General features: G+C 72.5%; 19 protein-coding genes. 10 read left to right on the plus strand and 9 right to left on the minus strand.

Features of this window, described 5'->3' with window-relative positions; all coding sequences use genetic code 11:
* The first annotated feature begins 256 nt into the window (after positions 1 to 256).
* The 4 genes from IEY98_RS01165 to IEY98_RS01180 are packed head-to-tail and all read left to right on the plus strand — an operon-like array spanning position 257 to position 5,232.
* Positions 257 to 1,612 (plus strand): 3' terminal RNA ribose 2'-O-methyltransferase Hen1, encoded by a 1,356-nt coding sequence (locus IEY98_RS01165; protein WP_189208411.1) that lies wholly within the window; start codon positions 257 to 259, stop codon positions 1,610 to 1,612.
* On the plus strand, positions 1,612 to 3,846 hold the full coding sequence (locus tag IEY98_RS01170) for a polynucleotide kinase-phosphatase (RefSeq protein WP_189208412.1): 2,235 nt from the start codon (positions 1,612 to 1,614) through the stop codon (positions 3,844 to 3,846). The genes IEY98_RS01165 and IEY98_RS01170 overlap by 1 nt, the downstream gene beginning before the upstream one ends.
* Positions 3,843 to 4,499, plus strand: coding sequence for a nucleotidyltransferase domain-containing protein (locus tag IEY98_RS01175; protein WP_189208413.1), 657 nt, complete (start codon positions 3,843 to 3,845; stop codon positions 4,497 to 4,499). The genes IEY98_RS01170 and IEY98_RS01175 overlap by 4 nt, the downstream gene beginning before the upstream one ends.
* On the plus strand, positions 4,480 to 5,232 hold the full coding sequence (locus IEY98_RS01180; RefSeq protein WP_189208414.1) for a nucleotidyltransferase domain-containing protein: 753 nt from the start codon (positions 4,480 to 4,482) through the stop codon (positions 5,230 to 5,232). The genes IEY98_RS01175 and IEY98_RS01180 overlap by 20 nt, the downstream gene beginning before the upstream one ends.
* Here IEY98_RS01180 and IEY98_RS01185 read toward each other — a convergent pair.
* Both IEY98_RS01185 and mca read right to left on the minus strand, forming a co-directional pair.
* Positions 5,222 to 5,449, minus strand: a complete 228-nt coding sequence (locus tag IEY98_RS01185; RefSeq protein ID WP_189209965.1) for a hypothetical protein — start codon at positions 5,447 to 5,449, stop codon at positions 5,222 to 5,224. The two genes, IEY98_RS01180 and IEY98_RS01185, sit on opposite strands and share 11 nt — an antisense overlap.
* 70 nt (positions 5,450 to 5,519) lie before the next feature.
* Positions 5,520 to 6,401, minus strand: a complete 882-nt coding sequence (gene mca / locus IEY98_RS01190; protein WP_189208415.1) for a mycothiol conjugate amidase Mca — start codon at positions 6,399 to 6,401, stop codon at positions 5,520 to 5,522.
* A 181-nt stretch (positions 6,402 to 6,582) separates the two neighbouring features.
* Here mca and IEY98_RS01195 point away from each other — a divergent pair, with 181 nt between their 5' ends.
* A complete protein-coding gene (locus IEY98_RS01195) occupies positions 6,583 to 6,957 on the plus strand; it encodes a DUF4307 domain-containing protein (RefSeq protein WP_229786434.1) in 375 nt (124 codons plus the stop codon).
* A 174-nt stretch (positions 6,958 to 7,131) separates the two neighbouring features.
* Entirely contained in the window at positions 7,132 to 7,632 is a 501-nt protein-coding gene (gene greA, locus IEY98_RS01200) for a transcription elongation factor GreA (protein WP_189208417.1), read from the plus strand.
* A 78-nt stretch (positions 7,633 to 7,710) separates the two neighbouring features.
* Here greA and IEY98_RS01205 read toward each other — a convergent pair whose 3' ends face one another.
* Entirely contained in the window at positions 7,711 to 8,181 is a 471-nt protein-coding gene (locus IEY98_RS01205; protein WP_189208418.1) for an Lrp/AsnC family transcriptional regulator, read from the minus strand.
* 154 nt (positions 8,182 to 8,335) lie between these two features.
* Between IEY98_RS01205 and hppD the strand changes: the two genes are divergently transcribed.
* Both hppD and IEY98_RS01215 read left to right on the plus strand, forming a co-directional pair.
* Positions 8,336 to 9,529 carry a 4-hydroxyphenylpyruvate dioxygenase gene (gene hppD, locus IEY98_RS01210; RefSeq protein WP_189208419.1) on the plus strand — a complete coding sequence of 398 codons (1,194 nt, stop codon included), beginning with the start codon at positions 8,336 to 8,338 and terminating at the stop codon, positions 9,527 to 9,529.
* Positions 9,530 to 9,618: 89 nt separating this feature from the next.
* A complete protein-coding gene (locus IEY98_RS01215; protein ID WP_189208420.1) occupies positions 9,619 to 9,879 on the plus strand; it encodes a hypothetical protein in 261 nt (86 codons plus the stop codon).
* A 153-nt stretch (positions 9,880 to 10,032) separates the two neighbouring features.
* On the opposite strand, the gene IEY98_RS01220 is transcribed toward IEY98_RS01215, so the two are convergent.
* The 6 genes from IEY98_RS01220 to IEY98_RS01245 all read right to left on the minus strand — a co-directional run bounded on the left by IEY98_RS01220 (position 10,033) and on the right by IEY98_RS01245 (position 17,843).
* Positions 10,033 to 11,346: a hypothetical protein gene (locus IEY98_RS01220; protein WP_189208421.1), complete on the minus strand. Its 1,314-nt coding sequence runs from the start codon at positions 11,344 to 11,346 to the stop codon at positions 10,033 to 10,035.
* 11 nt (positions 11,347 to 11,357) lie between these two features.
* Entirely contained in the window at positions 11,358 to 13,331 is a 1,974-nt protein-coding gene (locus IEY98_RS01225) for an SDR family oxidoreductase (RefSeq protein WP_189208422.1), read from the minus strand.
* A gap of 15 nt (positions 13,332 to 13,346) precedes the next feature.
* On the minus strand, positions 13,347 to 14,303 hold the full coding sequence (locus IEY98_RS01230) for an ATP-binding protein (protein ID WP_189208423.1): 957 nt from the start codon (positions 14,301 to 14,303) through the stop codon (positions 13,347 to 13,349).
* Between the two features lie 81 nt (positions 14,304 to 14,384).
* A complete protein-coding gene (locus IEY98_RS01235; RefSeq protein WP_189208424.1) occupies positions 14,385 to 15,518 on the minus strand; it encodes a polysaccharide deacetylase family protein in 1,134 nt (377 codons plus the stop codon).
* Positions 15,519 to 15,684: 166 nt separating this feature from the next.
* The gene (locus tag IEY98_RS01240) at positions 15,685 to 16,377 is read right to left on the minus strand and encodes a class F sortase (RefSeq protein ID WP_229786436.1); all 693 of its coding nucleotides are present in this window, start codon (positions 16,375 to 16,377) and stop codon (positions 15,685 to 15,687) included.
* A gap of 5 nt (positions 16,378 to 16,382) precedes the next feature.
* A complete protein-coding gene (locus tag IEY98_RS01245) occupies positions 16,383 to 17,843 on the minus strand; it encodes an MSCRAMM family protein (protein ID WP_189208425.1) in 1,461 nt (486 codons plus the stop codon).
* 252 nt (positions 17,844 to 18,095) lie between these two features.
* On the opposite strand from IEY98_RS01245, the gene IEY98_RS01250 reads away from it, so the two are divergent.
* Together IEY98_RS01250 and IEY98_RS01255 are read left to right on the plus strand one after the other, a co-directional pair.
* The gene (locus IEY98_RS01250) at positions 18,096 to 18,905 is read left to right on the plus strand and encodes a Bax inhibitor-1/YccA family protein (protein ID WP_189208426.1); all 810 of its coding nucleotides are present in this window, start codon (positions 18,096 to 18,098) and stop codon (positions 18,903 to 18,905) included.
* Positions 18,906 to 18,984: 79 nt separating this feature from the next.
* The gene (locus IEY98_RS01255; protein WP_189208427.1) at positions 18,985 to 20,139 is read left to right on the plus strand and encodes a cystathionine gamma-synthase; all 1,155 of its coding nucleotides are present in this window, start codon (positions 18,985 to 18,987) and stop codon (positions 20,137 to 20,139) included.
* Positions 20,140 to 20,153 lie beyond the last annotated feature (14 nt).

Genomic DNA, 20,153 nt, shown 5'->3' on the forward strand with positions numbered 1-20,153 from the left:
CGGCGAGTGCCGCACCAACAAGTCCACCGTGGGGCGACACTAGACGGTCCCACCGACAACCTCCTCACTGAGGTCATCCCCACGCAGTGACAAGCGCTCACATGGCCTCGATTCGCCACGTCCGCAATCGACGCACCTCGTACGTGAGGGATCCGAGGCTCGCCTGGATAGCGCCCTCCGGTGTTGCTGCGTCGAAGGATCGTCCAGCCTCTCAAATCCCGTGCCCGCGAGCCCGACGGTGCGCGACACTCGCCCGGTGCTGCTCACCCTGACCACGACCCGCGCGCCTGCCACCGACCTGGGCTACCTGCTGTTCAAGCATCCGGACAAGGCCCAGCGGTTCGACACGGCCGCCGGTCCGGCGTTCGTGTTCTACCCGCGCGCGGACGAGCAGGAGTGCACCGCCGCCCTGCTGCTGGAGGTCGACCCGGTCGCGCTGTCGCGGGCGCACCGCGGTCAGGACACCGGTCTCGGCCACTACGTCAACGACGGCCCGTACGCGGCCGGGTCGCTGCTGGCCGTGGCGCTGTCGCGGGTGTTCAAGACCGCGATGAACGGCCGCTGCGAGGCCCGCCCCGAGCTGGCAGCGAGCCCGATCCCGCTGCGCGTCCACGTGCCGTCCGCGCCCTGCAAGGGGAAGGACCTCCCGGAGCGGCTGTTCGGCCCGCTCGGCTGGCAGGTGGACGCCCGGACGATCCCGCTGGACCCGGCGTTCCCCGAGTGGGGCGACGCGCCCTACGTCGACCTGCGGCTGACCGGCGAGATCCGGCTGGCCGACGCGCTGCGCCAGCTCTATGTGCTGCTGCCCGTCCTGGACGACGCCAAGCACTACTGGGTCGGCGCCGACGAGGTCGACAAGCTGCTGCGCGCGGGCGGCGACTGGCTGGCAGCCCACCCCGAACGCGACCTGATCAGCGCCCGCTACCTCAAGCACCGCGGTGCGTACGTGCGCACGGCGCTGGAGCGGCTGACGGAGCTCGAAGGCGGCGAGGTCCGCGAGGAGCCCGCCGAGAACCGGCCGCTCGCGGCCGTCCGGCGCGAGACCGTGCTCGGCGTCCTGCGCGAGCTGGGCGCGCGACGGGTGCTGGACCTCGGCTGCGGCGGCGGCGCGCTGCTGCGCGAGCTGGTCGCCGAGCCGACGGTCACCGAGATCGTGGGGACGGACGTCTCGCCGCGCGCGCTGGCGGGGGTGGCGCGGTGGCTGGAGCGGCTGCCGGAGCGGACGCGGGAGCGGATCGCGGTCCGGCAGTCGTCGCTGACCTACGGCGACCCGTCGCTGGCCGGGTTCGACGCCGCGGTGCTGATGGAGGTCGTCGAGCACGTCGACCCGCCGCGGCTGCCCGCCCTCGAACGGGTCGTGTTCGACGTGGCCCGGCCTGCGCACGTCCTGGTGACGACCCCGAACATCGAGCACAACGTGCGCTTCCCCGGTCTGACCGGCCTGCGCCACCCCGACCACCGCTTCGAGTGGACGCGGGCGCAGTTCCGCGCGTGGGCCGATGCCGTCGCCGACCACCGCGGCTACACCGTCGCGTTCCGGCCGGTCGGCCCGGACGACCCGGAGGTCGGGCCGCCGACGCAGCTCGCGGTGTTCAGCCGGAAGGAGGCGTGATGGACCTGGCGATCCCCGACATGGCGCTGGTGGTGCTGATCGGCGCGTCCGGCTCCGGCAAGTCCACCTTCGCGCGCAAGCACTTCGCGCCCACCCAGGTGCTCTCCAGCGACTTCTTCCGCGGCCTCGTGGCCGACGACGAGAACGACCAGACCGCGTCCGCCGACGCCTTCGACGCGCTGCACTACGTCGCGGGCAAGCGCTTGCGCGCAGGCCGGGTCACGGTGGTCGACGCGACGAACGTGCAGCGCGAGGTGCGCGCGCAGCTGGTGAAGCTGGCCCGCGAACACCACGTGCTGCCGGTGGCGATCGTGCTGGACCTGCCGGAGTCGGTGTGCGTGGAGCGCAACGCGGCGCGGCCGGACCGCGACTTCGGCGCGCACGTCGTGCGCCGCCACCGCACGCTGCTGCGCAAGTCCCTGTCCGGCCTGGCGCGCGAGGGCTTCCGACGCCTGCACGTCCTGCGCGGCCAGTCCGAAGTGGATGAGGCCAGGATCGTGATCGAGCCGCTGCGCACGGACCTGCGCGGGGAGACCGGGCCGTTCGACGTGATCGGCGACGTCCACGGCTGCCGCGACGGGCGCAAGGTGACCGTCGCCCACGGGCTGGGCGAGTCGCTGGCGCAGCTGGAGGCCGAGACGCCGGAGTTCCGCGCCGCCGTCCGCGACTTCTGCGACGGCCTGCTCGCCCACTACGTGCTCGACGGCGGCAGGCTGGTGGTCGCCCACGCGGGCCTGCCCGAGCGCTACCACGGGCGCGCGTCCGGCGCGGTGCGGTCGTTCGCGCTGTACGGCGACACGACCGGCGAGACGGACGAGTACGGGCTGCCGGTGCGCTACCCGTGGGCGACCGAGTACCGCGGCGCCGCGATGGTCCTGTATGGACACACTCCGACGCCGGAGGCCGAGTGGGTCAACAACACCATGTGCCTGGACACGGGCGTGGTGTTCGGCGGGAAGCTGACGGCGCTGCGGTATCCCGAGCGGGCCGTGGTGTCGGTCCCCGCGCGGAAGGTCTGGTACGAGCCCGCCCGGCCGCTGGGCGCCTTCACCCGCGAGCCGGACTCCCTGGAGCTGACCGACGTGCTCGGCCGCCGCGTGGTGGAGACCGGGTACGGCGAGGTGTCGGTGCGCGCCGAGCAGGCCGCCGCCGCGCTGGAGGTGATGAGCCGCTACGCGGTGGACCCGCGCTCGCTGTGGTACCTGCCGCCGACGATGACGCCGCCGCCCACGCACCGCGACGGCGACCTGCTGGAGCACCCGGCCGAGGCGTTCGCCGACTACCTGGACCAGGGCGTGCGGGAGGTGCTGTGCGAGGAGAAGCACATGGGCTCGCGCGCGGTCGTCCTGGCGCGGCGGGACGGCACGGGCGTGGTGCACACGCGCACCGGGCGCGCGTTCTTCCCCTCGGACGACCTGCTGCCGAGGATCGCGGACGCGGTGACCGCCGCCGGGCTGTGGTCGGAGCTGGACACCGACTGGCTGCTGCTGGACACCGAGATCATGCCGTGGAACGTCAAGGCTGCCGAGCTGATCAAGGACCAGTACGCCGCGGTCGGGGCGGCGGCGGGGTCGGTGCTGCCCGCGGCGGTGTCGGCGCTGTCCGCGGCCTCCGCGCGCGGTGTGGACGTGTCGGATCTGCTGGAGCGGACCCGCGGGCGCGCGGACAACGCCGTGGCGTTCCGCGCGGCGTACCGCGGCTACTGCGGCGGGCCGGTGCGGATCGCGCCGTTCCAGGTGCTGGCCAGCGCCGCGGCGACGTACCACACGACACCGCACCTGTGGCACCTGTCGGTGGCCGACCGGCTGGTCGAGGCCGACCCCGACCTGTTCGCGCCCACCCGTCGGCTCGCCGTGGACACCGCGGACGCGGACTCGGTGGCTGCCGGGGTCGCGTGGTGGACGGAGCTGACCTCGGCGGGCGGCGAGGGGATGGTCGTCAAGCCCGCCGCGAACCTGCTGATGCGCGGGAAGCGGCCGGTGCAGCCGGGGATCAAGGTGCGCGGGCCGGAGTACCTGCGGATCATCTACGGCCCCGACTACCGCGACGAGGCGAACCTGGCGCGCCTGCGGGAGCGGCAGCTGGGGCACAAGCGGTCGCTCGCGCAGCGCGAGTACGTCCTGGGCCTGGCCGGGCTGGACCGGCTGGTGCGCGGCGAGCCGCTGTGGCGGGTGCACGAGTGCGTCTTCGCCGTCCTGGCGCTGGAGTCGGACCCCGTGGACCCGCGGCTGTGACCACGATCCTGCTCACCGTGATCGGGTCGCGGGCCTACGGCCTGGTGGGCCCGGAGTCCGATGTGGACCTGCGCGGCGTCTTCGTCGCGCCGACGACGGCGTTCTGGCGCTTCGCCAAGCCGCCGACGAGCGTGGAGGGCCCGGAGCCGGAGCGGCTGGACTGGGAGGTCGAGCACTTCTGCGCGCTGGCGCTGAAGTCGAACCCGACCGTGCTCGAGGTGCTCGCCAGCCCGCTCATCCGGGTCTGCACGCCGGTCGGGGCCGAGCTGCGGGCGCTGCTGCCCGCGTTCCTGTGCAGGCAGGCGGCGGCGACGTTCACGCACACGTGCAGGCGGCAGCTGGACCGGGCGCTGGCGCCGGAGCGGCCCAAGCACAAGCAGATCATGCACGTGATCAGGCTCGGGCAGACGGCGCTGCGGCTGCTGCGGACCGGCGAGCTGTCGATCGCGGCGCAGGACCGCGCGGCGCTGCTGGCCGTGCGCGACGGCGAGACGCCGCTGGCGGAGTCGGTGGCGTGGGCGGAGCGGGTGCTCGCCGACCTGGCGGCCGCCGTGCCCGACAGCCCGCTGCCGGAGACCCCGGACACCGCGCGGGTGCAGGACTGGTTGATCTCGGTGCGACGGAGGTTCCTCGATGACGCTGACCCTGCCTGACCTCACCGGCGTGGTGGCGGGCCTCGACCGGCCGCCGCTGTTCGCCACGGTGTCCGGCGCCCACCTCTACGGGTTCCCGTCCGCGGACTCCGACGTCGACCTGCGCGGGGTGCACCTGCTGCCGGTCGCGGAGGTCGTCGGCCTGCGCACGGGCCCGGAGACGGTCGACCACACCTGGCACGACGGCGGCATCGAGATCGACCTGGTCACCCACGACCTGCGCAAGTTCGCCCGGCTCCTGCTCAAGCCGAACGGCTACGTGCTCGAACAGCTGCTGTCCCCGCTGGTCGTCACCACCAGCGACACGCACGCCGCGCTCGTCGCGCTCGCGCCGCGCCTGGTGACCAGCGGCCACGTCCGGCACTACCTGGGGTTCGCGCAGAACCAGCGGCGGCTGCTCGACCGCTCCGGCGAGCTGAAGCCCCTGCTGTACGCGTTCCGCGTGCTGCTGACCGGCATCCACTTGATGCGGACCGGCGAGGTCCAGGCCGACCTGCGGGAACTGGCGGGCCCGGCGTACCTCGGCGAGCTGATCGATGCCAAGCGCGACGGCGAGCACCGCGCGCTGGCCGAGGTGCCCGGCGCGCCCGGCCGGGACCGGCTGGACGCCGACCTCGACGCGCTCACCGCGGAACTGGGCGAGGCGGCCGAGGCGAGCAGGCTCCCCGAGGCGCCCACGGCCTTCGCCGAGCTGGACGACCTGGTGATCCAGGCCCGGCTGGCTACGCGCTAGCGGGCGGCGGGCTGTCCGGGGTGTCGGCCGGGGTCGGCTCGAAGGACTGCGGGACGCGCTTGAGGTGCTTGGTCATCGAGCGGATCAGGAACGCGACCGCGATGAAGAACAGGATCAGGATGAGGAAGCCCAGCGGGGAGGACTTGCCGAAGTCCTCGCCCTGACCGCCGGGGTCGGCCGGGCCGGGCGGCACGGTGGGCGCTGGCTGGGCGACCACGGCGACCGCGCCCGCCGACGCGGGGTCGGCGGGCAGGTCGATGAAGAACGAGGTGGTCACGCCGTGCAGTTTAGACCGTGGCCTTCTCGGTGATTCCGGAGAACAGGTCGTCCTCGGGGACGGTGCTGTCGACCAGGGAGCGCACCAGCTCGTACTCCTCGTACGGCCAGACCTCGCGCTGGACGTCCAGCGGGACGGCGAACCAGCGGCTGTTCGGGTCGATCTGGGTAGCGTGCGCCAGCAGCGCGGCGTCGCGGACCTCGAAGTACTCCGCGCACTCGACGCGGGTGGTCACGCGGTGAGAGATGTCACCGCGCTCGGGGTCCCAGTTCGCCAGCCACTCCTCGTACGGCGACTCCAGGCCGCGGGCCAGCAGCGCCTCGTGCATGGCCACCAGGCGGGCGCGGGAGAAGCCGTGCGAGTAGTACAGCTTCAGCGGCGTCCAGGGCTCGCCCTCCGCCGGGTAGAGGTCCGGGTCGCCCGCTGCGTCGAACGCGGCAACCGAGACCTCGTGGCAGCGGATGTGGTCGGGGTGCGGGTAGCCGCCGTTCTCGTCGTAGGTGACGATCACGTGCGGCTTGAACTCGCGGATCGCGCGGACCAGCGGCGGCACGGACTCCTCCAGCGGCACGAGCGCGAAGCAGCCCTCGGGCAGCGGCGGCTTCGGGTCGCCCTCGGGCAGGCCGGAGTCGACGAAGCCCAGCCAGCGGTGCTGGATGCCGAGGATCTCCGCGGCGCGCGCCATCTCCTGGCGGCGCACGGCGGGGATGTCGGCGGTGATCTCCGGGCGGTCCATCGCCGGGTTGAGGATGTCGCCGCGCTCGCCGCCGGTGCAGGTGACGACCATGACCTCGTGGCCGTCGGCGACGTACTTGGCCATCGTGGCCGCGCCCTTGCTCGACTCGTCGTCCGGGTGCGCGTGTACCGCCATCAGCCGCAGTGTGTCTGCCATGCCTCTTTCGGACCCCTCCTGATAGGCATCCGCCCCCAAAGCGGATACTCGTCCCGAGTAGTACGAACGCGCCGTCGCCGCTCCATTGTTCCCCGGCGGGGCGCGGATCGGTGCGGGAGGGCGTGGTTTGGGCACGTTGCCGGAAGGACGCTACGGGAAGCGGCCGTCCCGTCGCTCTCCGGTGGCCAAGGCGGTCCTGGTCGCCGCCGCGCTGCTGCTGGGCGCGGGCGTGGCGTTCGTCGCCTACAAGAACCTGGGGGCCGCGCCCATCTCGGCCGAGCGCGCCACCTACGAGAACCTCCCGGAGAACCGGATGCGGTTCGCCTTCGACGTCAGCCGCGCCGAGCCCGAGCGGGCCGCGGTGTGCGTGGTCCGGGTCCGGTCGATCCAGGGCGCCGAGACCGGCCGCCGCGAGGTGTACGTGCCGCCGGGACGATCACCGCTCCGGGTGGAAACCGTCATCACCGCGTCGGCGGAACCGGTGACCGCCGAGGTCTTCGGCTGCTCGTACCAGGTGCCGGAGTACCTGTCCACCGGGGAGCGGCCATCGGAGTGAACTCCACGGTGAATACCCGCTAATCGGACATTTCGGACGAGCTGGCACGGTGGATCGTGCTACGCTCTGTCGACGCACGGCCCCTAGGAGGGCCGTGTTTTTTCCATTCCGGGTGGGCGCTAGGGACCCGGAGCTGCCCGGCCCGCGACCGCGGGCCCGGAGTACGACGAGGAGTTGGTGACCGTGAGCGACACCAAGGTGACCTGGTTGACCCAGGAGGCCTACAACCGGCTCAAGCACGAGCTCGACGAGCTCATCGAGAACCGGGCGGTCATCGCCGAGAAGATCAACACCAGCCGCGAGGAAGGCGACCTCAAGGAGAACGGCGGCTACCACGCCGCGCGCGAGGAGCAGGGCCAGCAGGAGGCCCGGATCCGCCACCTCCAGGAGCTGCTGCGCGGGGCCAAGGTGGGCGAGGCGCCCGCCGACGACGGCACCGCGCGCCCCGGCATGGTCCTCACCGTCCGCTACGACGGCGACGACGACGAGGAGCGCTTCCTGCTCGCCACGCGCGAGGAGGGCGGCAGCGAGGGCGAGCTCGAGGTGTACTCCCCGGAGTCGCCGCTGGGCAAGGCGCTGCTGGGCGCCAAGGAAGGCGAGACCCGCGAGTACGAGCTGCCCAACGGGCGCAACCAGAAGGTCGTCCTGGTGAAGGCCGTGCCCTACACCGGCTGACGGTCCCGACTCGGCGAGGCGGCACCCGGGCGGGGTGCCGCCTCGCTGGCGTTTCCGGGTCGCCCGCGAGGTGCGCGGTCAGGGCTGCCGCAGCACGCGCTCCAGCAGCGGACGCACGCGCAGGGGCACCGGGGTCGACAGGGCGATGGCCGTCGAGGTGCGGCGCACCCACTCCACGTCCACCACGCGGTCGATGACGCGCTGGAGGTCGTCGTTGTCGCGGGCGACCATGCGGACCAGCAGGTCGCCCTGGCCGGTCGTGGCGTGCACCTCGCAGACCTCGTCGATGGCCATGAGCAGCGACGCCACCTCGCCGCGCTTGCCCTGGGCGATCTCCAGGACGGCGAAGGCGGTCAGGCCGTAGCCCATCGCGGCGAGGTCGATCGCGGGCGGGAAGCCGGTCAGCACGCTGCGGCGCTCCAGGCGGTCCAGCCGGGCCTGGACCGTGCCGCGCGCCACGCCCAGCCGCCGCGAGCACTCCAGGACGCCCAGCCTCGGCTCGTCGGTGAGCAGTAGGAGCAGGCGCGCGTCCAGCTCGTCCAGGTCCATTCCCGTACTCCTGTTCAGAGTGTCCACTTTGCCGAGCAGACTCGCCAGTTGGCTGGTCAGGTTGTCCTGTTGAAAAGCAGAGTGTTGCACAGGATGCCCGGTCAATCCCATGCTCAGAGGTACCGCGCGTTAAGTCAGCAAGCAGGAGGTTGCGATGACGGGGACCCTCGGCACGGGCATGGACGAGGTCAGCTACGACCAGCTGCGCCAACTCGTCGGCCTGGTCGACTACGACGAGTCCCGGGACCCGTTCCCGGTCAAGTCGATGGACGCCGTCGTGTTCGTCTGCGGCAACGCCACGCAGACCGCGCTGTTCTACCAGTCGGCGTTCGGCATGGAGCTGGTCGCCTACTCCGGGCCGGAGACCGGCAACCGCGACCACAAGGCGTTCGTCCTGAAGTCCGGGTCGGCCCGGTTCGTCGTCAAGGGCGGCGTGACGCCGGAGAGCCCGCTGCTCGACCACCACCGCGCGCACGGCGACGGCGTCGTCGACCTGGCGCTCGAGGTGGTCGACGTCGACAAGTGCGTCGAGCACGCCCGCTCGCAGGGCGCCACCGTCCTCGACGAGCCGCACGACGTGTTCGACGAGCACGGCACTGTGCGGATGGCCGCGATCGCCGCGTACGGGCAGACCCGCCACACCCTGGTCGACCGGTCCCGCTACAACGGCCCCTACCTGCCGGGCTACGTCGCCAAGACCGGCTCGTACGTCAAGCGGCCGGGCGCGCCGAAGCGGCTGTTCCAGGCGGTCGACCACTGCGTGGGCAACGTCGAGCTGGGCAAGATGGACTACTGGGTCCAGTGGTACAACCGCGTGATGGGCTTCGTGAACATGGCGGAGTTCGTCGGCGACGACATCGCCACCGACTACTCGGCGCTGATGAGCAAGGTCGTGGCCAACGGCAACCACCGGGTCAAGTTCCCGCTCAACGAGCCCGCGATCGCCAAGAAGAAGTCGCAGATCGACGAGTACCTTGAGTTCTACGGCGGCCCCGGCTGCCAGCACATCGCGCTGGCGACCAACGACATCATCGCCACCGTCACGGGCATGCGCGAGGCGGGCGTGGAGTTCCTGGACACCCCGGACTCCTACTACGAGGACCCCGAGCTGCGCGCCCGCATCGGCGAGGTCCGGGTGCCGATCGAGGTGCTCAAGGAGCACCGCATCCTGGTCGACCGCGACGAGGACGGCTACCTGCTGCAGATCTTCACCAAGCCGGTCGGCGACCGCCCGACGGTGTTCTTCGAGATGATCGAGCGCCACGGCTCGCTGGGCTTCGGCAAGGGCAACTTCAAGGCCCTGTTCGAGGCCATCGAGCGCGAGCAGGAGCGCCGCGGCAACCTCTGAGCCGTACTCAGGCGGCTATCAGGTACACCCGCCACCGGGCCGGTACGCTCGGTGGCGGGTTTCTGTCGTTCTCACGTTAGGCGCACACGATGGCTGTCGGCACCCGCTTCGCAGGCGCGGCCTCCCTGGCAGGCGCCGCCCTGGCAGCCATGGCCCTCACCGGCGTCGCGGTGTTCACCGTCCAGGCCGCAACCTGCGAGGACGCGGGCCACTACGTCGAGGTCGACGGCCAGACGACGTTGGTGGGCGGCTGCCTCGAACCGGAGGACCTGCCCGCCGCCCCCACGACCAGGGACACCGAGCCCCAAACCCCGGACCAGGGCGTCGACCGCCTCCGCCAGAGCCCGTAGGCAGGCAGGGCGGAGATGATGCGACCATCTGAACAATTGTTCAGATGCTCTGATCATTCCGATGGTGAGATCATATGATCCGAACATCTGAGTGGGCAGCTCCATGTCCGGCCCGTGGCGGCCCAGGTGGCGGCTGAGTTCGCCGCCCGCCGGTCAGTTCGCGCCCGGCTTCCTGCCTGCGGGTGACTTCCTGGCCTGCTTCGCCTTGGCAGCGGGGGGCGCGGGGTGCGGGGTGCCTGCCGGTGCGGGGGCGGGTTTCTCCTCGACACGCGCGTCCTCAGCTGGCTCACCGCGTGCAGGCGTGCTCGCGGCGGGCGCATCCCCTGCAGACGCGCTCGCGCCAGCCGCATCCCCTGTAGGCGCGCTCGCGACTGATCCAGCTCCTGCGGGCGTGTTCGCGGCGGGCGCATCCCCTGCGGGCGTGCTCGTGGCTGATCCAGCTCCTGCGGGCGTGCTCGTGGCTGATCCAGCTCCTGCGGGCGTGTTCGTGGCAGCCGCATCCCCTGCAGGCGCGATCGCGGCTGACCCAGCTCCTGCGGGCGTGCTCGCGGCGGGCGCATCCCCTGCAGGCAGGCTCGCGGCTGGCGTACCCCCTGCAGCAGCCGACGAGTCCCCCGCAGGTGTGGCCGCGGCAGGCTCCTCCACCGCCGAGGCGACCGGCTCCACCGTGGTCGGTGACTCCGCCTCCGCCTCCAACGGCTCCAGCAGCTCCGCGCTGCGGTCGAGGAGGTCTCCGGCGCCGCGGAGGCGTTTGACGAGTTCGCCCCGCAGGCTCGTCAGGCGCTCGACCTCGTTCGTCGCGTGGGTGATGCGGCGTTCGGCCTCGGCGGTGGCGTCGGCGATGATGCGGCGGGACTCGTCGGCCACGCGGGCGCGTTCGGCCTCCAGCTCGCGGGTCAGGTCGGCGCGCTTGGCGGCCATGTCGTCGTCGAACTGGCGTTGGATGCGTTTGCGTTCCTGCTCGGCCTGGTCGTCGAGGGCCTGGCGGCGGCGGTCGGCGGTGAGGGTCAGGTCGACGGACTTCTTGCGGACGTCGTCCATGACCTTCTGGTGGTCCGCGTGCAGCTCCTGGTGCTGGCGGTCCAGCTCGGCGAGCAGGCGGCGGTAGCGGTCGCGCAGTGCGGTGCTGGCCTCCTCCGCCCCGGCCCACGCCGTCTCGGCCGCGGCCTTCGCGCGGGCGGTGATCTCCGCGGCCTGGGTGCGGGCGACCTGCAGGATCCGCTCGGCGTCCGGGCCCGCCGTCGCGGCCAGCTGGTCCATGCGGGCGGTCAGGGCGGTGATCTCCCGGCGGGCGATCTCCAGTTCGCCGGAGAGCTCGGCGACGCGGGACAGGGCCTCGTCGCGCTCGGCTGCCGAGCGCAGGGCGTCGTCCTCCACGCGGCGCAGGTACTGCTTGACCTGGTTGCGGTCGAAGCCGTGGCGCACCACGGAGAAGCCCGCCGGATCGCCATCGTGCTGGTTGACCATGCTTTCGCACGTTACCAGTGGAAACCCCGGGTCAGCCGCGCCAACGCGCGGGCGGCGGCGGTCAGGTTCCGTTCCCCCTTGCCGAGCCGCAGCCCGCCGCCCCCGCCCGCGGCAGCCGAGTCGGGGAAGATCCGGTAGCCCTGGTAGGCCACCGCGTCGACCAGACCGGGCGCGAGCGTGTACGCGGCCTGGATCAGGTACCCCGTCGGCGTGCCGATGTGCTTGGGCCGCTCCACCAACGCGCGCACCACCATGTCCGCGGCCTGGTCGGGCGACTTGGCCGGGAACGCGTCGTAGATCTTGGTCGGCCGGATCATCGGCGTGCGGACCAGTGGCATGTGGACGGTGGTGAAGGTGACCCCGGCGCCGTGGGTCTCGGTGGCGACGATCTTGCTGAAGTGGTCGAGCGCGGCCTTCGACGCCACGTACGCGCTGAACCGCGGCGCGATCCCCTGCACCCCGATCGACGAGACGTTGACGATGTGCCCGAACCGGCGTTCGGTCATGTGCGGCAGCAGCGCGAGGATGAGCCGGACGGGCGCGAAGTAGTTGATCGCCATCGCCCGCTCGTAGTCGTGGAACCGGTCGTAGGACAGCCGCACCGACCGGCGGATCGACCGTCCGGCGTTGTTGACCAGCATGTCCACCGCTGGCTGCTCGGCCAGCATCGCCGCGACCGCCTTGGCGACGGAGTCCTCGTCGGTCAGGTCGCACGGGTACACGTGCGCCTCCCCGCCCGCCGCGGCGATCTCCGCCCGGACCTCCTCCAGCTCGGCCTCGCGGCGGGCCACCAGCAGCGGGACGCCGCCCGCCGCGGCCACCTTGAGCGCCGTCGCCCGCCCGATGCCCGACGACGCCCCGGTGATCACGACCCGCCGCCCGGCCAGCGAGTCGCCGGAGACCCGGGCGCGGAACGGGTCGAGGTGCTCTGCCCAGTACCGCCACAGGACGTCGGCGTAGTCCGCCAGCCGGGGAACCTCGACGTCGGGCAGCAGGGCGCGCGTCCTCGCCGAGTCGAAGCGCGGCGCGAACGTCAGCGTCCGCAGCAGCACCGCGGGGATGCCCAGCCGGTCGAGACCCGCGTCGACCGCCAGCGACACCCCGGGCACGTTCTCCGCCGCCCGCACGAGCCCCAGCAGCGGCTGCGCCAGCGCGCGCGGCACCTCGGCGGCCACCCGGGGCGCGCCCGCGGCGGCGGCGAACGCGTCGTACACCTCGCGCACCGGCTGCGGACGCGGGTTGACCAGGTGGAACGTGCGCCCGTCCAGCCCGGGCGACGGCACCAGCGCCGCCATGGCCTTGGCGACGTAGTCCACCGGCACGATGTTGGTGTCGCCGATGTCGGGGAACACCAGCGGCAGCGCGCGCAGCGACTCCAGCCGGGCCAGGGCCGGGAAGAGGTAGTACGGGCCGTCGACCTTGTCCATCTCGCCGGTCTCGGAGTGCCCGACGACGATCGCGGGCCGGTACACCCGCCACGGCACGTCCTTCTGCGTGCGCACCAGCCGCTCGGACTCGAACTTCGTGCGGTGGTACGCGGTGATCAGGCGCTGACCCGAGTCGAACATGTCCTCGGTGAAGCGGCCCCGGTAGTCGCCCGCGACGGCGACGGACGACACGTGGTGCAGGCGCCCCGCGCCGATCCCCGCGGCGAGATCGATGACGTTGCGGGTGCCGTCCACGTTGGCCGCGATGCTGGTCTCGTCGTCGGCGGTCACGTCGTACAGCGCCGCGAGGTGCACGACGTGGTCCACGCCGCGCAGCTCGTCGGTGTCGGCGAGGCCGAGGCCGGGCAGCGACACGTCGCCGATCACCGTGGCGACGCGGTCGGCGGCGGGCCAGTCCCGGGCCGCGCGGTCGAGCCGGTCCCGGGACTGCTCCCGCACGAGCAGCCACACCCGGTCGGTGTCCGGCCGGGCCAGCAGCTCGCGGACGAAGTGCCTGCCGATGAGCCCGGTGGCCCCGGTGACCAGGTATGTCGCCATGGGACAGAGCATGGCCTACCCGATCAGAACCGGTCCAGGGACGTAGTCCGGGTCGACCTGCTCGGCGAGGTCGCGGCCCGCCCGGTCGCTGGCCCACGCTGCCGCGTTGCGCAGGTGGAACTCCACGGCCTGGCGCTGGTAGCGCGGCCAGTCCTTGTCCACACCGTCCACGAGGGACCGCATCGCGCGCAGCGCGTCGCGGTTGCGCGGCTCGAGGTCGTCGATCGGGCGGACCTCGCCGCGTTCGGTCGCGCGCACGTGGGCGGAGCGGCCGACCCAGGTGAGCAGGTCGTCGCCGACGCGCTCGCGCAGGAAGGCCAGGTCCTCGTCGTCGCTGATCTTGTTGCCGACCACCGCGACCCGCACGCCGAAGTCGCGGGCGTAGTCGAGGTACTGCCGGTAGACGCCGACGCTGCGCACGGTCGGCTCGCACACCAGGAAGGTGACGTCGAACCGGGTGAACAGGCCCGACGCGAAGGAGTCCGCGCCCGCGGTCATGTCGACCACGCAGTACTCCCCCGGCCCGTCGACCATGTGGTTGAGCAGCAGCTCGACCGCGCCGACCTTGGAGTGGTAGCAGGCCACGCCCAGGTCGGACTCGGCGAACGGGCCGGTCACCGCGAGCCGGACGCCCTCGACGACGCGCACGCACGCGTCGTAGACCGGGTTGTCCTCATCGACGCGGACCAGCCGCGACCCGCGACCCGGCGGGGTGGTCTTGACCATGTCGGCCGCGGACAGCACGCGCGGGTTGTCGCCGCGCAGGTAGTCCTTTATCAGCGCCAGGTGGGCGCCCAGGGTCGGGAGCGGCAGGCCGTCCGGGGCGCCGAGCGCGGCGGCCAGGTGCTGGTTGATGTCGGCGTCCAGCGCCAGCAGGGCGGGGGCGGGGGACTCGGCGGCCAGGTGGCGCAGGAACAGCGAGGCGAGGGTGGTCTTCCCGCTGCCCCCCTTGCCGACGAACGCGATCTTCACTACGGGCAACTCTCGTGCGGGGACGGATGACCCCCGTAGTGATAGCGGTTTTCATTATCTCCGGCAAGCCCCACGATCGGGTTACGGCAGCGGCACCTGCGCGTGCGGCATCGCGCGGAAGGCCTCCAGCACCGCCGGGTCCTGCAGCGCCATCCAGTCGATGACCTCCGAGTATGTCGCGCAGACCGTCTCCGGGCGAGCGCAGACGCCCGCCATGAAGCGCTCGGTCGCCCGGGTGAAGCCGCCGCCGGACCACTCGTTGAAGTGGTTGCCGACGACCAGCGGCGCGCGGTTGCCGTCGAACGCGGCCGCGTAGGCGGCCTCATAGGTCTCCAGCGTCACCTCGGCGAACTCCTCGGCGCGCTGCGGCTCGTTGCGCGCTTTGTTCTGCACGTACCAGAGGTTGTAGTCCATCATGATCGTCTTCTTGTGGCCGACGCCCGGCACGCGCACGCTCGGCATGGGGAACTGCCAGATCCCGTGCTCGCGGTACGGCCAGGCGATGCCGTCGGAGACCGCGCTGGTGTCGTAGCTCATGCCGCGCTCGGCCAGCACCGGGCCGAGGATCGAGCGGTCGCCCTCCAGGCACGGCGTCCGTCCACCTTGGATCGACGCGGGGTCCACCTTGAGCCCGTCGGCGCGGGCCTGCTCGACGAAGGCGAAGAACTGGTCCAGTTCGGAGTTCCACTGCGCGGTGTTCCACTCGCCGACGCCCAGCGCGGAGCCCTGGCAGAAGTGTCCGTTGTAGTGGGTGCCGATCTCGTGGCCGCGCTCGACCGCGGTGTTCAGGTCGGCGATGAGCGTGGCGACGTCGGCCTCCGAGCCGCCGAAGCCGATGGACGCCCGCCCCGGCCGGTGGCCCGGCCCGGTGTACTCGCCGCGCCGGGAGTCGGGCAGCAGGTAGATGCCGGACAGGAAGCCGGAGAACCGCCCGCCGGACTCCTCGGCGATGGCCATGAACCGCTGCCAGTGCTCGTGCGACCCGCCGCCGTCGAAGGAGAACAGCACGAACTGCGGCGGCCTCTCCCCCGGCTCCAGCCTGCGCATCCACGGCGCCGGGACCGATTCCGGCTCGTCGGCGGCCTGCGGCACCGGCGGCCCGGCCACCGGCGTGCCCGCGACCTCCGGTCGGACGGTCCCCAGCACCAGCAGGACGACGAAGGTCAGGATCAGCGCGATCCCGAACCCGATCTTGTCCCAACGCCTGCGGCTCATGGGCGCCCCTTCCGATCCGTCCTCCCCGACTTGCCTGTGAAGACGTGTGCGATCCGCGTCAGTTGCCCCCCACGGTAAAACGAGAGGAACGCTCATGCGGTGATCGCCACTCGTCCGGAATCACCGGATCGAGCGATAGCGCGAAGCGGCGGACCGCGCGGGCCGGTCAGGCGGGCACGGCGACGACGATGCGGTTGGACTCGTAGCCGTCCGCGCCGCCGACCCAGCGCCCGCCGCAGGTCACCAGCACCAGCCGGTGCGGGCCGGTCTGGCCGAACAGCTCCTCGGCGCGGGCCGGGAGATCGTCCTTGGGCAGCGTCACGACCTCGCTGACCCGGTACTCCCAGACCCGCCCGTCCAGGGCGACCACGGAGACCGGATCACCCGCGCGGGCGTCCCACAGTTCGGCGAACGGGCCGGTGCGGCCCTGCCAGTTGACGTGCCCGGCCAGGACGGTCGCGCCCTCGGCCGCGGCCAGGTCCGCGCCCCACCAGGTGGCCTCGCGCAGGTTCTCCGGCACGGGCAGCGTGGCGTCCGGGCCGAGCTCGGCGCGCACGAGCCGGGCCTCGCCGCCGCCGCGCAGCCGGACCGTCCCCGGCGACTGCGCGCGCGGCTGCGGCTTCGGCTGGGCGGTCGGCGGCGCGGCGGGCGGCGACGGGGTGCTGGTCGGGGCCGCGCTCGTCGACGGGTCGGGCGGCGGCACGGGCAGCGCCGCGCCGATGACGCCCGCGGCGGGCGCGGGCGGGGCCGGGGCGGCCACTGCGGCCCCGGGCGTCGTCACGTCGCCGCCGACGAGCACGGCGACCAGCGCGAGCGCGGCGATCCCCGCCGCGCCCGCGACCAGCGGACGGCCGACCACGGCGGTCAGTAGCCCCAGTCCTCGCGCATGGCCCGGCCGACGACCTCGCGCCTGCGCCGCGACTGGGCCAGCAGCAGCCCGACGGCGGCGACCACGATGGCGGCCAGCGCGCCGATGCCGACCAGCAGCCCGGTCGACGGGCCGTCCCCGCCCGCGGACATCGCGGCCGCCGCGGGCTCGTCACCGGCCGGGATCGTGCGCGGCACCGTCGGCTTGTCGGGGACGTTCTCCAGCTTCAACGCCAGCGTGTCCCCCGGCTCCACGGTCCCGCAGACGCTCGGCGGGGCGTTCGGGTCGAAGGCGTCGTCGTAGCCCGGGGGCGCGGCGACCTCGACCAGGCAGATCTCCTGCGGGGTGCGCAGGTTCGCCAGCTTCGCGGTGCCGTCGTCGCCGGTGACCACGACGACCGGCGCGCCGTCCGCGCCGACCAGCGGCTTGCCGTCCTGGCCGACGGCGGGGGACTCCTTGTCCGCGCCGGTGACCCGCAGCGAGACGTCGGCGACGGCCTTGCCGGTCGTGGCGTCGACCTTGGCCACGGCCACCGAGCCGGGCGCGGTCACGGCCTTCACCGCCTTGGCCGCGGTCAGCTCCTTCTCCCCGCCCGTGCTCACCACGCGCTGGGTGTCGACCTGGACCGCCTTGCGCACGACCGGCCGGTCGGCCGGGCTGAGCAGCGAGATCGCGACCTTCGGGTCGGGCCCGGTCGGGGTGACCTTGACCGTGGCGGGCGTGCCGTCCGCTCCGGTCGAGACGGTCAGGGTGCTCTTCCCGCCCACGGTGGCGTCGGTCAGGGTCAGCGTGATGTCGACATCGGCCACCCCCGCGTCGCGGGCGTTGCGGACGTCGATCGTCCACTCGTCCGGCGTGCCGATCACCTGCCCGTCGGTCGGAGCGGTGATCGTGGCCTTCCACGGGCCGCGGTTCGCGGTGGCGTCGGCCTTGAGCCGGTTCACCGCCGCCCGCGCGCCCTGGGGCAGCTTGGCCAGGTGGAAGGGGGCGTCGTAGGCGATCGTGCGGTAGTCGTTGGACGGGTCGAGCTGCCGGGGGTTCTGCGGACCCGCGGTCCACCAGTGCAGCAGGTGGGCCAGCGCGGCGGCCTCGTCGGCGTTCGTGGTCTTGGTGTAGCGCAGCAGCAGGTAGGAGATGTCCGCGGCGACGTCGGCGGGCAGCGCGGTGCCCCACTTGGTCTTCAGCGGCTCGCCTGGTTTGTACTGCTCGTTGGTGTCCGGGGCCTTGTGGGCGTATTGCACGCACCACACCTGCTTGCCGTCGACCATGTAGGAGCCGAGCCAGTCGTAGGAGTCCGGGTTGCCCCGGTACGGCTGGGCGGGGGTGGTCCGGTGGCCGAGCCCCTCGTCGACGGCGGCGGCGGCCGTGGGGGCGGTGGCGACCGTGGTCAGGCAGGCGACGACGGCGGCGCTGGTCAGGCCCGCGGCCATCCGGGCGGCGAGCGGGGTTCGGGCCATGGCGGGAGCGGCTCCTAATCACCGTGGGGATACGCCGTGTGCGAGCCTGGTTTCTGAACGTGATCAGCGCAATCCGCCAGCCGGGGCGACTTTGCGCACGGCCGAGTGGGCGCGGCTAGGCTGCGGGCGGGGTAATCCCGACGACAGGAACCGCCGCCAAGTGGGTAAAGTGGCTTTTACCCAGCGGGAACCAACGGGCTTGCCCGAGCGTTGAATCCCGTGAAGGCGCCATTAAAGGCCCAGGAGGATCAGGTGCGTTCTACCAGCAACCCCGCGTTCCGCAACCTGCCGGTGGGCGGGGGCTACGCGGGTTTCCAGCCCCAGGCCCAGGGCTACCAGCAGCCCGGCCAGCCGGGCTACGGCGGCTACCCGGCGCCGCCCACCACCGGCGACCGTCCGATGACCGTGGACGACGTCGTCACGAAGACGGCGGCGACCCTGGGCACGGCCCTGGTCACCGGCGTCATCACCGCGATCGCGGTGCTCGGCGGGGCCATCCAGCCGTGGCCGCCGATGATCGGCGGTCTGATCGTCGGCCTCGTGCTGTCGCTCGTCATCATCTTCAAGAAGACCCCGAACCCCGCCCTGGTGCTGGCCTACTCGGCCGCGGAGGGCGTGTTCCTCGGTGCGATCACCGGCGTGTTCGAGGCGTTCGTCCCGGGCATCGCCCTGCAGGCGATCCTCGGCACCGCGCTGGTGTTCATCACCATGCTCGTGGTCTACCGCACGGGCGCGGTCAAGGTCACCCCGCGCCTGACCAAGTGGATCATCGGCGCCACCATCGGCGCCGCCGGTCTGATGCTGATCAACCTGCTGCTGTCGTTCGTCGGCGTCGACCTCGGCATCCGCGACGCGGGCCCGCTCGGCATCGGCATCAGCCTGCTGTTCATCGGCATCGCGGCGTTCAACTTCCTGCTCGACTTCGACATGGCCGACACGATGATCCGGTCGGGCACCCCGTCGAAGTGGGCCTGGTACGTCGCTTTCGGCCTGATGACCACGCTGGTCTGGCTGTACCTGGAGATCCTGCGACTGCTCTACATGCTGCAGAGCAGCGACTGATCATCCCGCACCACCCGAGGACGCCCGCCCCCGCCCGGGGGCGGGCGTCCTCGTCTTCCGCGGCCGTACGCTAGGCCGTATGGCTGAGGACACCGCGCGCTGGGGGTTTGAGACCAGGGCGATTCACGCTGGGCAGGATCCGGACCCGCGAACCGGGGCGGTGATCGTGCCGATCTACCAGACCTCGACGTTCGCCCAGGACGGCGTGGGCGGGCTCCGCGAGGGCTACGAGTACTCCCGCACCGCCAACCCGACCCGGACGGTCATGGAGGAGGCGCTGGCGGCGCTGGAGGGCGGGCGGCACTGCCTGGCCTTCGCCAGCGGCATGGCGGCCACCGACGTGGCGCTGCGGACGCTGTGCCGTCCCGGCGACCACGTCATCCTCGGCAACGACGCCTACGGCGGCACCTTTCGGCTGCTCGACAAGGTCCTCGCGCACTGGGGCGTGGAGCACACCGCCGTCGACCTGAGCGACCCGGTCGCCACCCGCGCCGCCGTGCGGCCGACCACCAAGGTGATCTGGTCGGAGACGCCGTCCAACCCGCTGCTCGGGATTGTCGACATCACCGCGCTCGCCGCGGTGGCCGCCGAGGCCGGGGCGCGGCTGGTCATCGACAACACCTTCGCCACGCCGTACCTGCAGACCCCGCTGGCGCTGGGCGCCGACGTCGTCCTGCACTCGACCACCAAGTACCTGGGCGGGCACTCCGACGTGGTCGGCGGCGCGCTGATCACCGACGACACCGAGCTGAACGAGGGGTTCGCGTTCCTGCGCAACTCCGCGGGCGCGGTGCCCGGCCCGTTCGACTCGTGGCTGGTGCTGCGCGGGGCGAAGACCCTGGCGGTGCGGATGGAGCGGCACTGCGACAACGCCGAGCGGATCGTGGCGGCGCTGGCGGGCCACCCGAAGGTGACCAAGGTGTACTACCCGGGCCTGGAGACGCACCCCGGCCACGACATCGCGGCCAAGCAGATGCGGCGGCCCGGCGGCATGGTGTCGTTCCAGGTGGCGGGCGGCGAGCAGGCAGCGCTGGACGTCGCGGCGCGGACCAGGCTGTTCACCCTCGGGGAGTCCCTGGGCGGCATCGAGTCGCTGATCGAGCACCCCGGGCGGATGACGCACGCCAGCACGGCGGGCTCGCTGCTGGAGGTGCCGTCCGACCTGCTCCGGCTGTCGGTGGGCATCGAGTCAGCGGCCGACCTGGTCGCCGACCTGCTGGCCGCGCTGGGCTGAGCCGGAAACGCGAA

This window comes from Actinokineospora fastidiosa, from assembly GCF_014648415.1.
Lineage (GTDB): Bacteria > Actinomycetota > Actinomycetes > Mycobacteriales > Pseudonocardiaceae > Actinokineospora > Actinokineospora fastidiosa.

Bases quoted from the DNA above. Each gene is read 5' to 3' on its own strand.
- IEY98_RS01170 (WP_189208412.1), top strand. From the start codon at position 1,612: ATGGACCTGGCGATCCCCGACATGGCGCTGGTGGTGCTGATCGGCGCG.
- IEY98_RS01180 (WP_189208414.1), top strand. From the start codon at position 4,480: ATGACGCTGACCCTGCCTGACCTCACCGGCGTGGTGGCGGGCCTCGAC.
- mca (WP_189208415.1), bottom strand. From the start codon at position 6,401: ATGGCAGACACACTGCGGCTGATGGCGGTACACGCGCACCCGGACGAC.
- IEY98_RS01205 (WP_189208418.1), bottom strand. From the start codon at position 8,181: ATGGACCTGGACGAGCTGGACGCGCGCCTGCTCCTACTGCTCACCGAC.
- hppD (WP_189208419.1), top strand. From the start codon at position 8,336: ATGACGGGGACCCTCGGCACGGGCATGGACGAGGTCAGCTACGACCAG.
- IEY98_RS01215 (WP_189208420.1), top strand. From the start codon at position 9,619: ATGGCTGTCGGCACCCGCTTCGCAGGCGCGGCCTCCCTGGCAGGCGCC.
- IEY98_RS01220 (WP_189208421.1), bottom strand. From the start codon at position 11,346: ATGGTCAACCAGCACGATGGCGATCCGGCGGGCTTCTCCGTGGTGCGC.
- IEY98_RS01225 (WP_189208422.1), bottom strand. From the start codon at position 13,331: ATGGCGACATACCTGGTCACCGGGGCCACCGGGCTCATCGGCAGGCAC.
- IEY98_RS01235 (WP_189208424.1), bottom strand. From the start codon at position 15,518: ATGAGCCGCAGGCGTTGGGACAAGATCGGGTTCGGGATCGCGCTGATC.
- IEY98_RS01245 (WP_189208425.1), bottom strand. From the start codon at position 17,843: ATGGCCCGAACCCCGCTCGCCGCCCGGATGGCCGCGGGCCTGACCAGC.
- IEY98_RS01255 (WP_189208427.1), top strand. From the start codon at position 18,985: ATGGCTGAGGACACCGCGCGCTGGGGGTTTGAGACCAGGGCGATTCAC.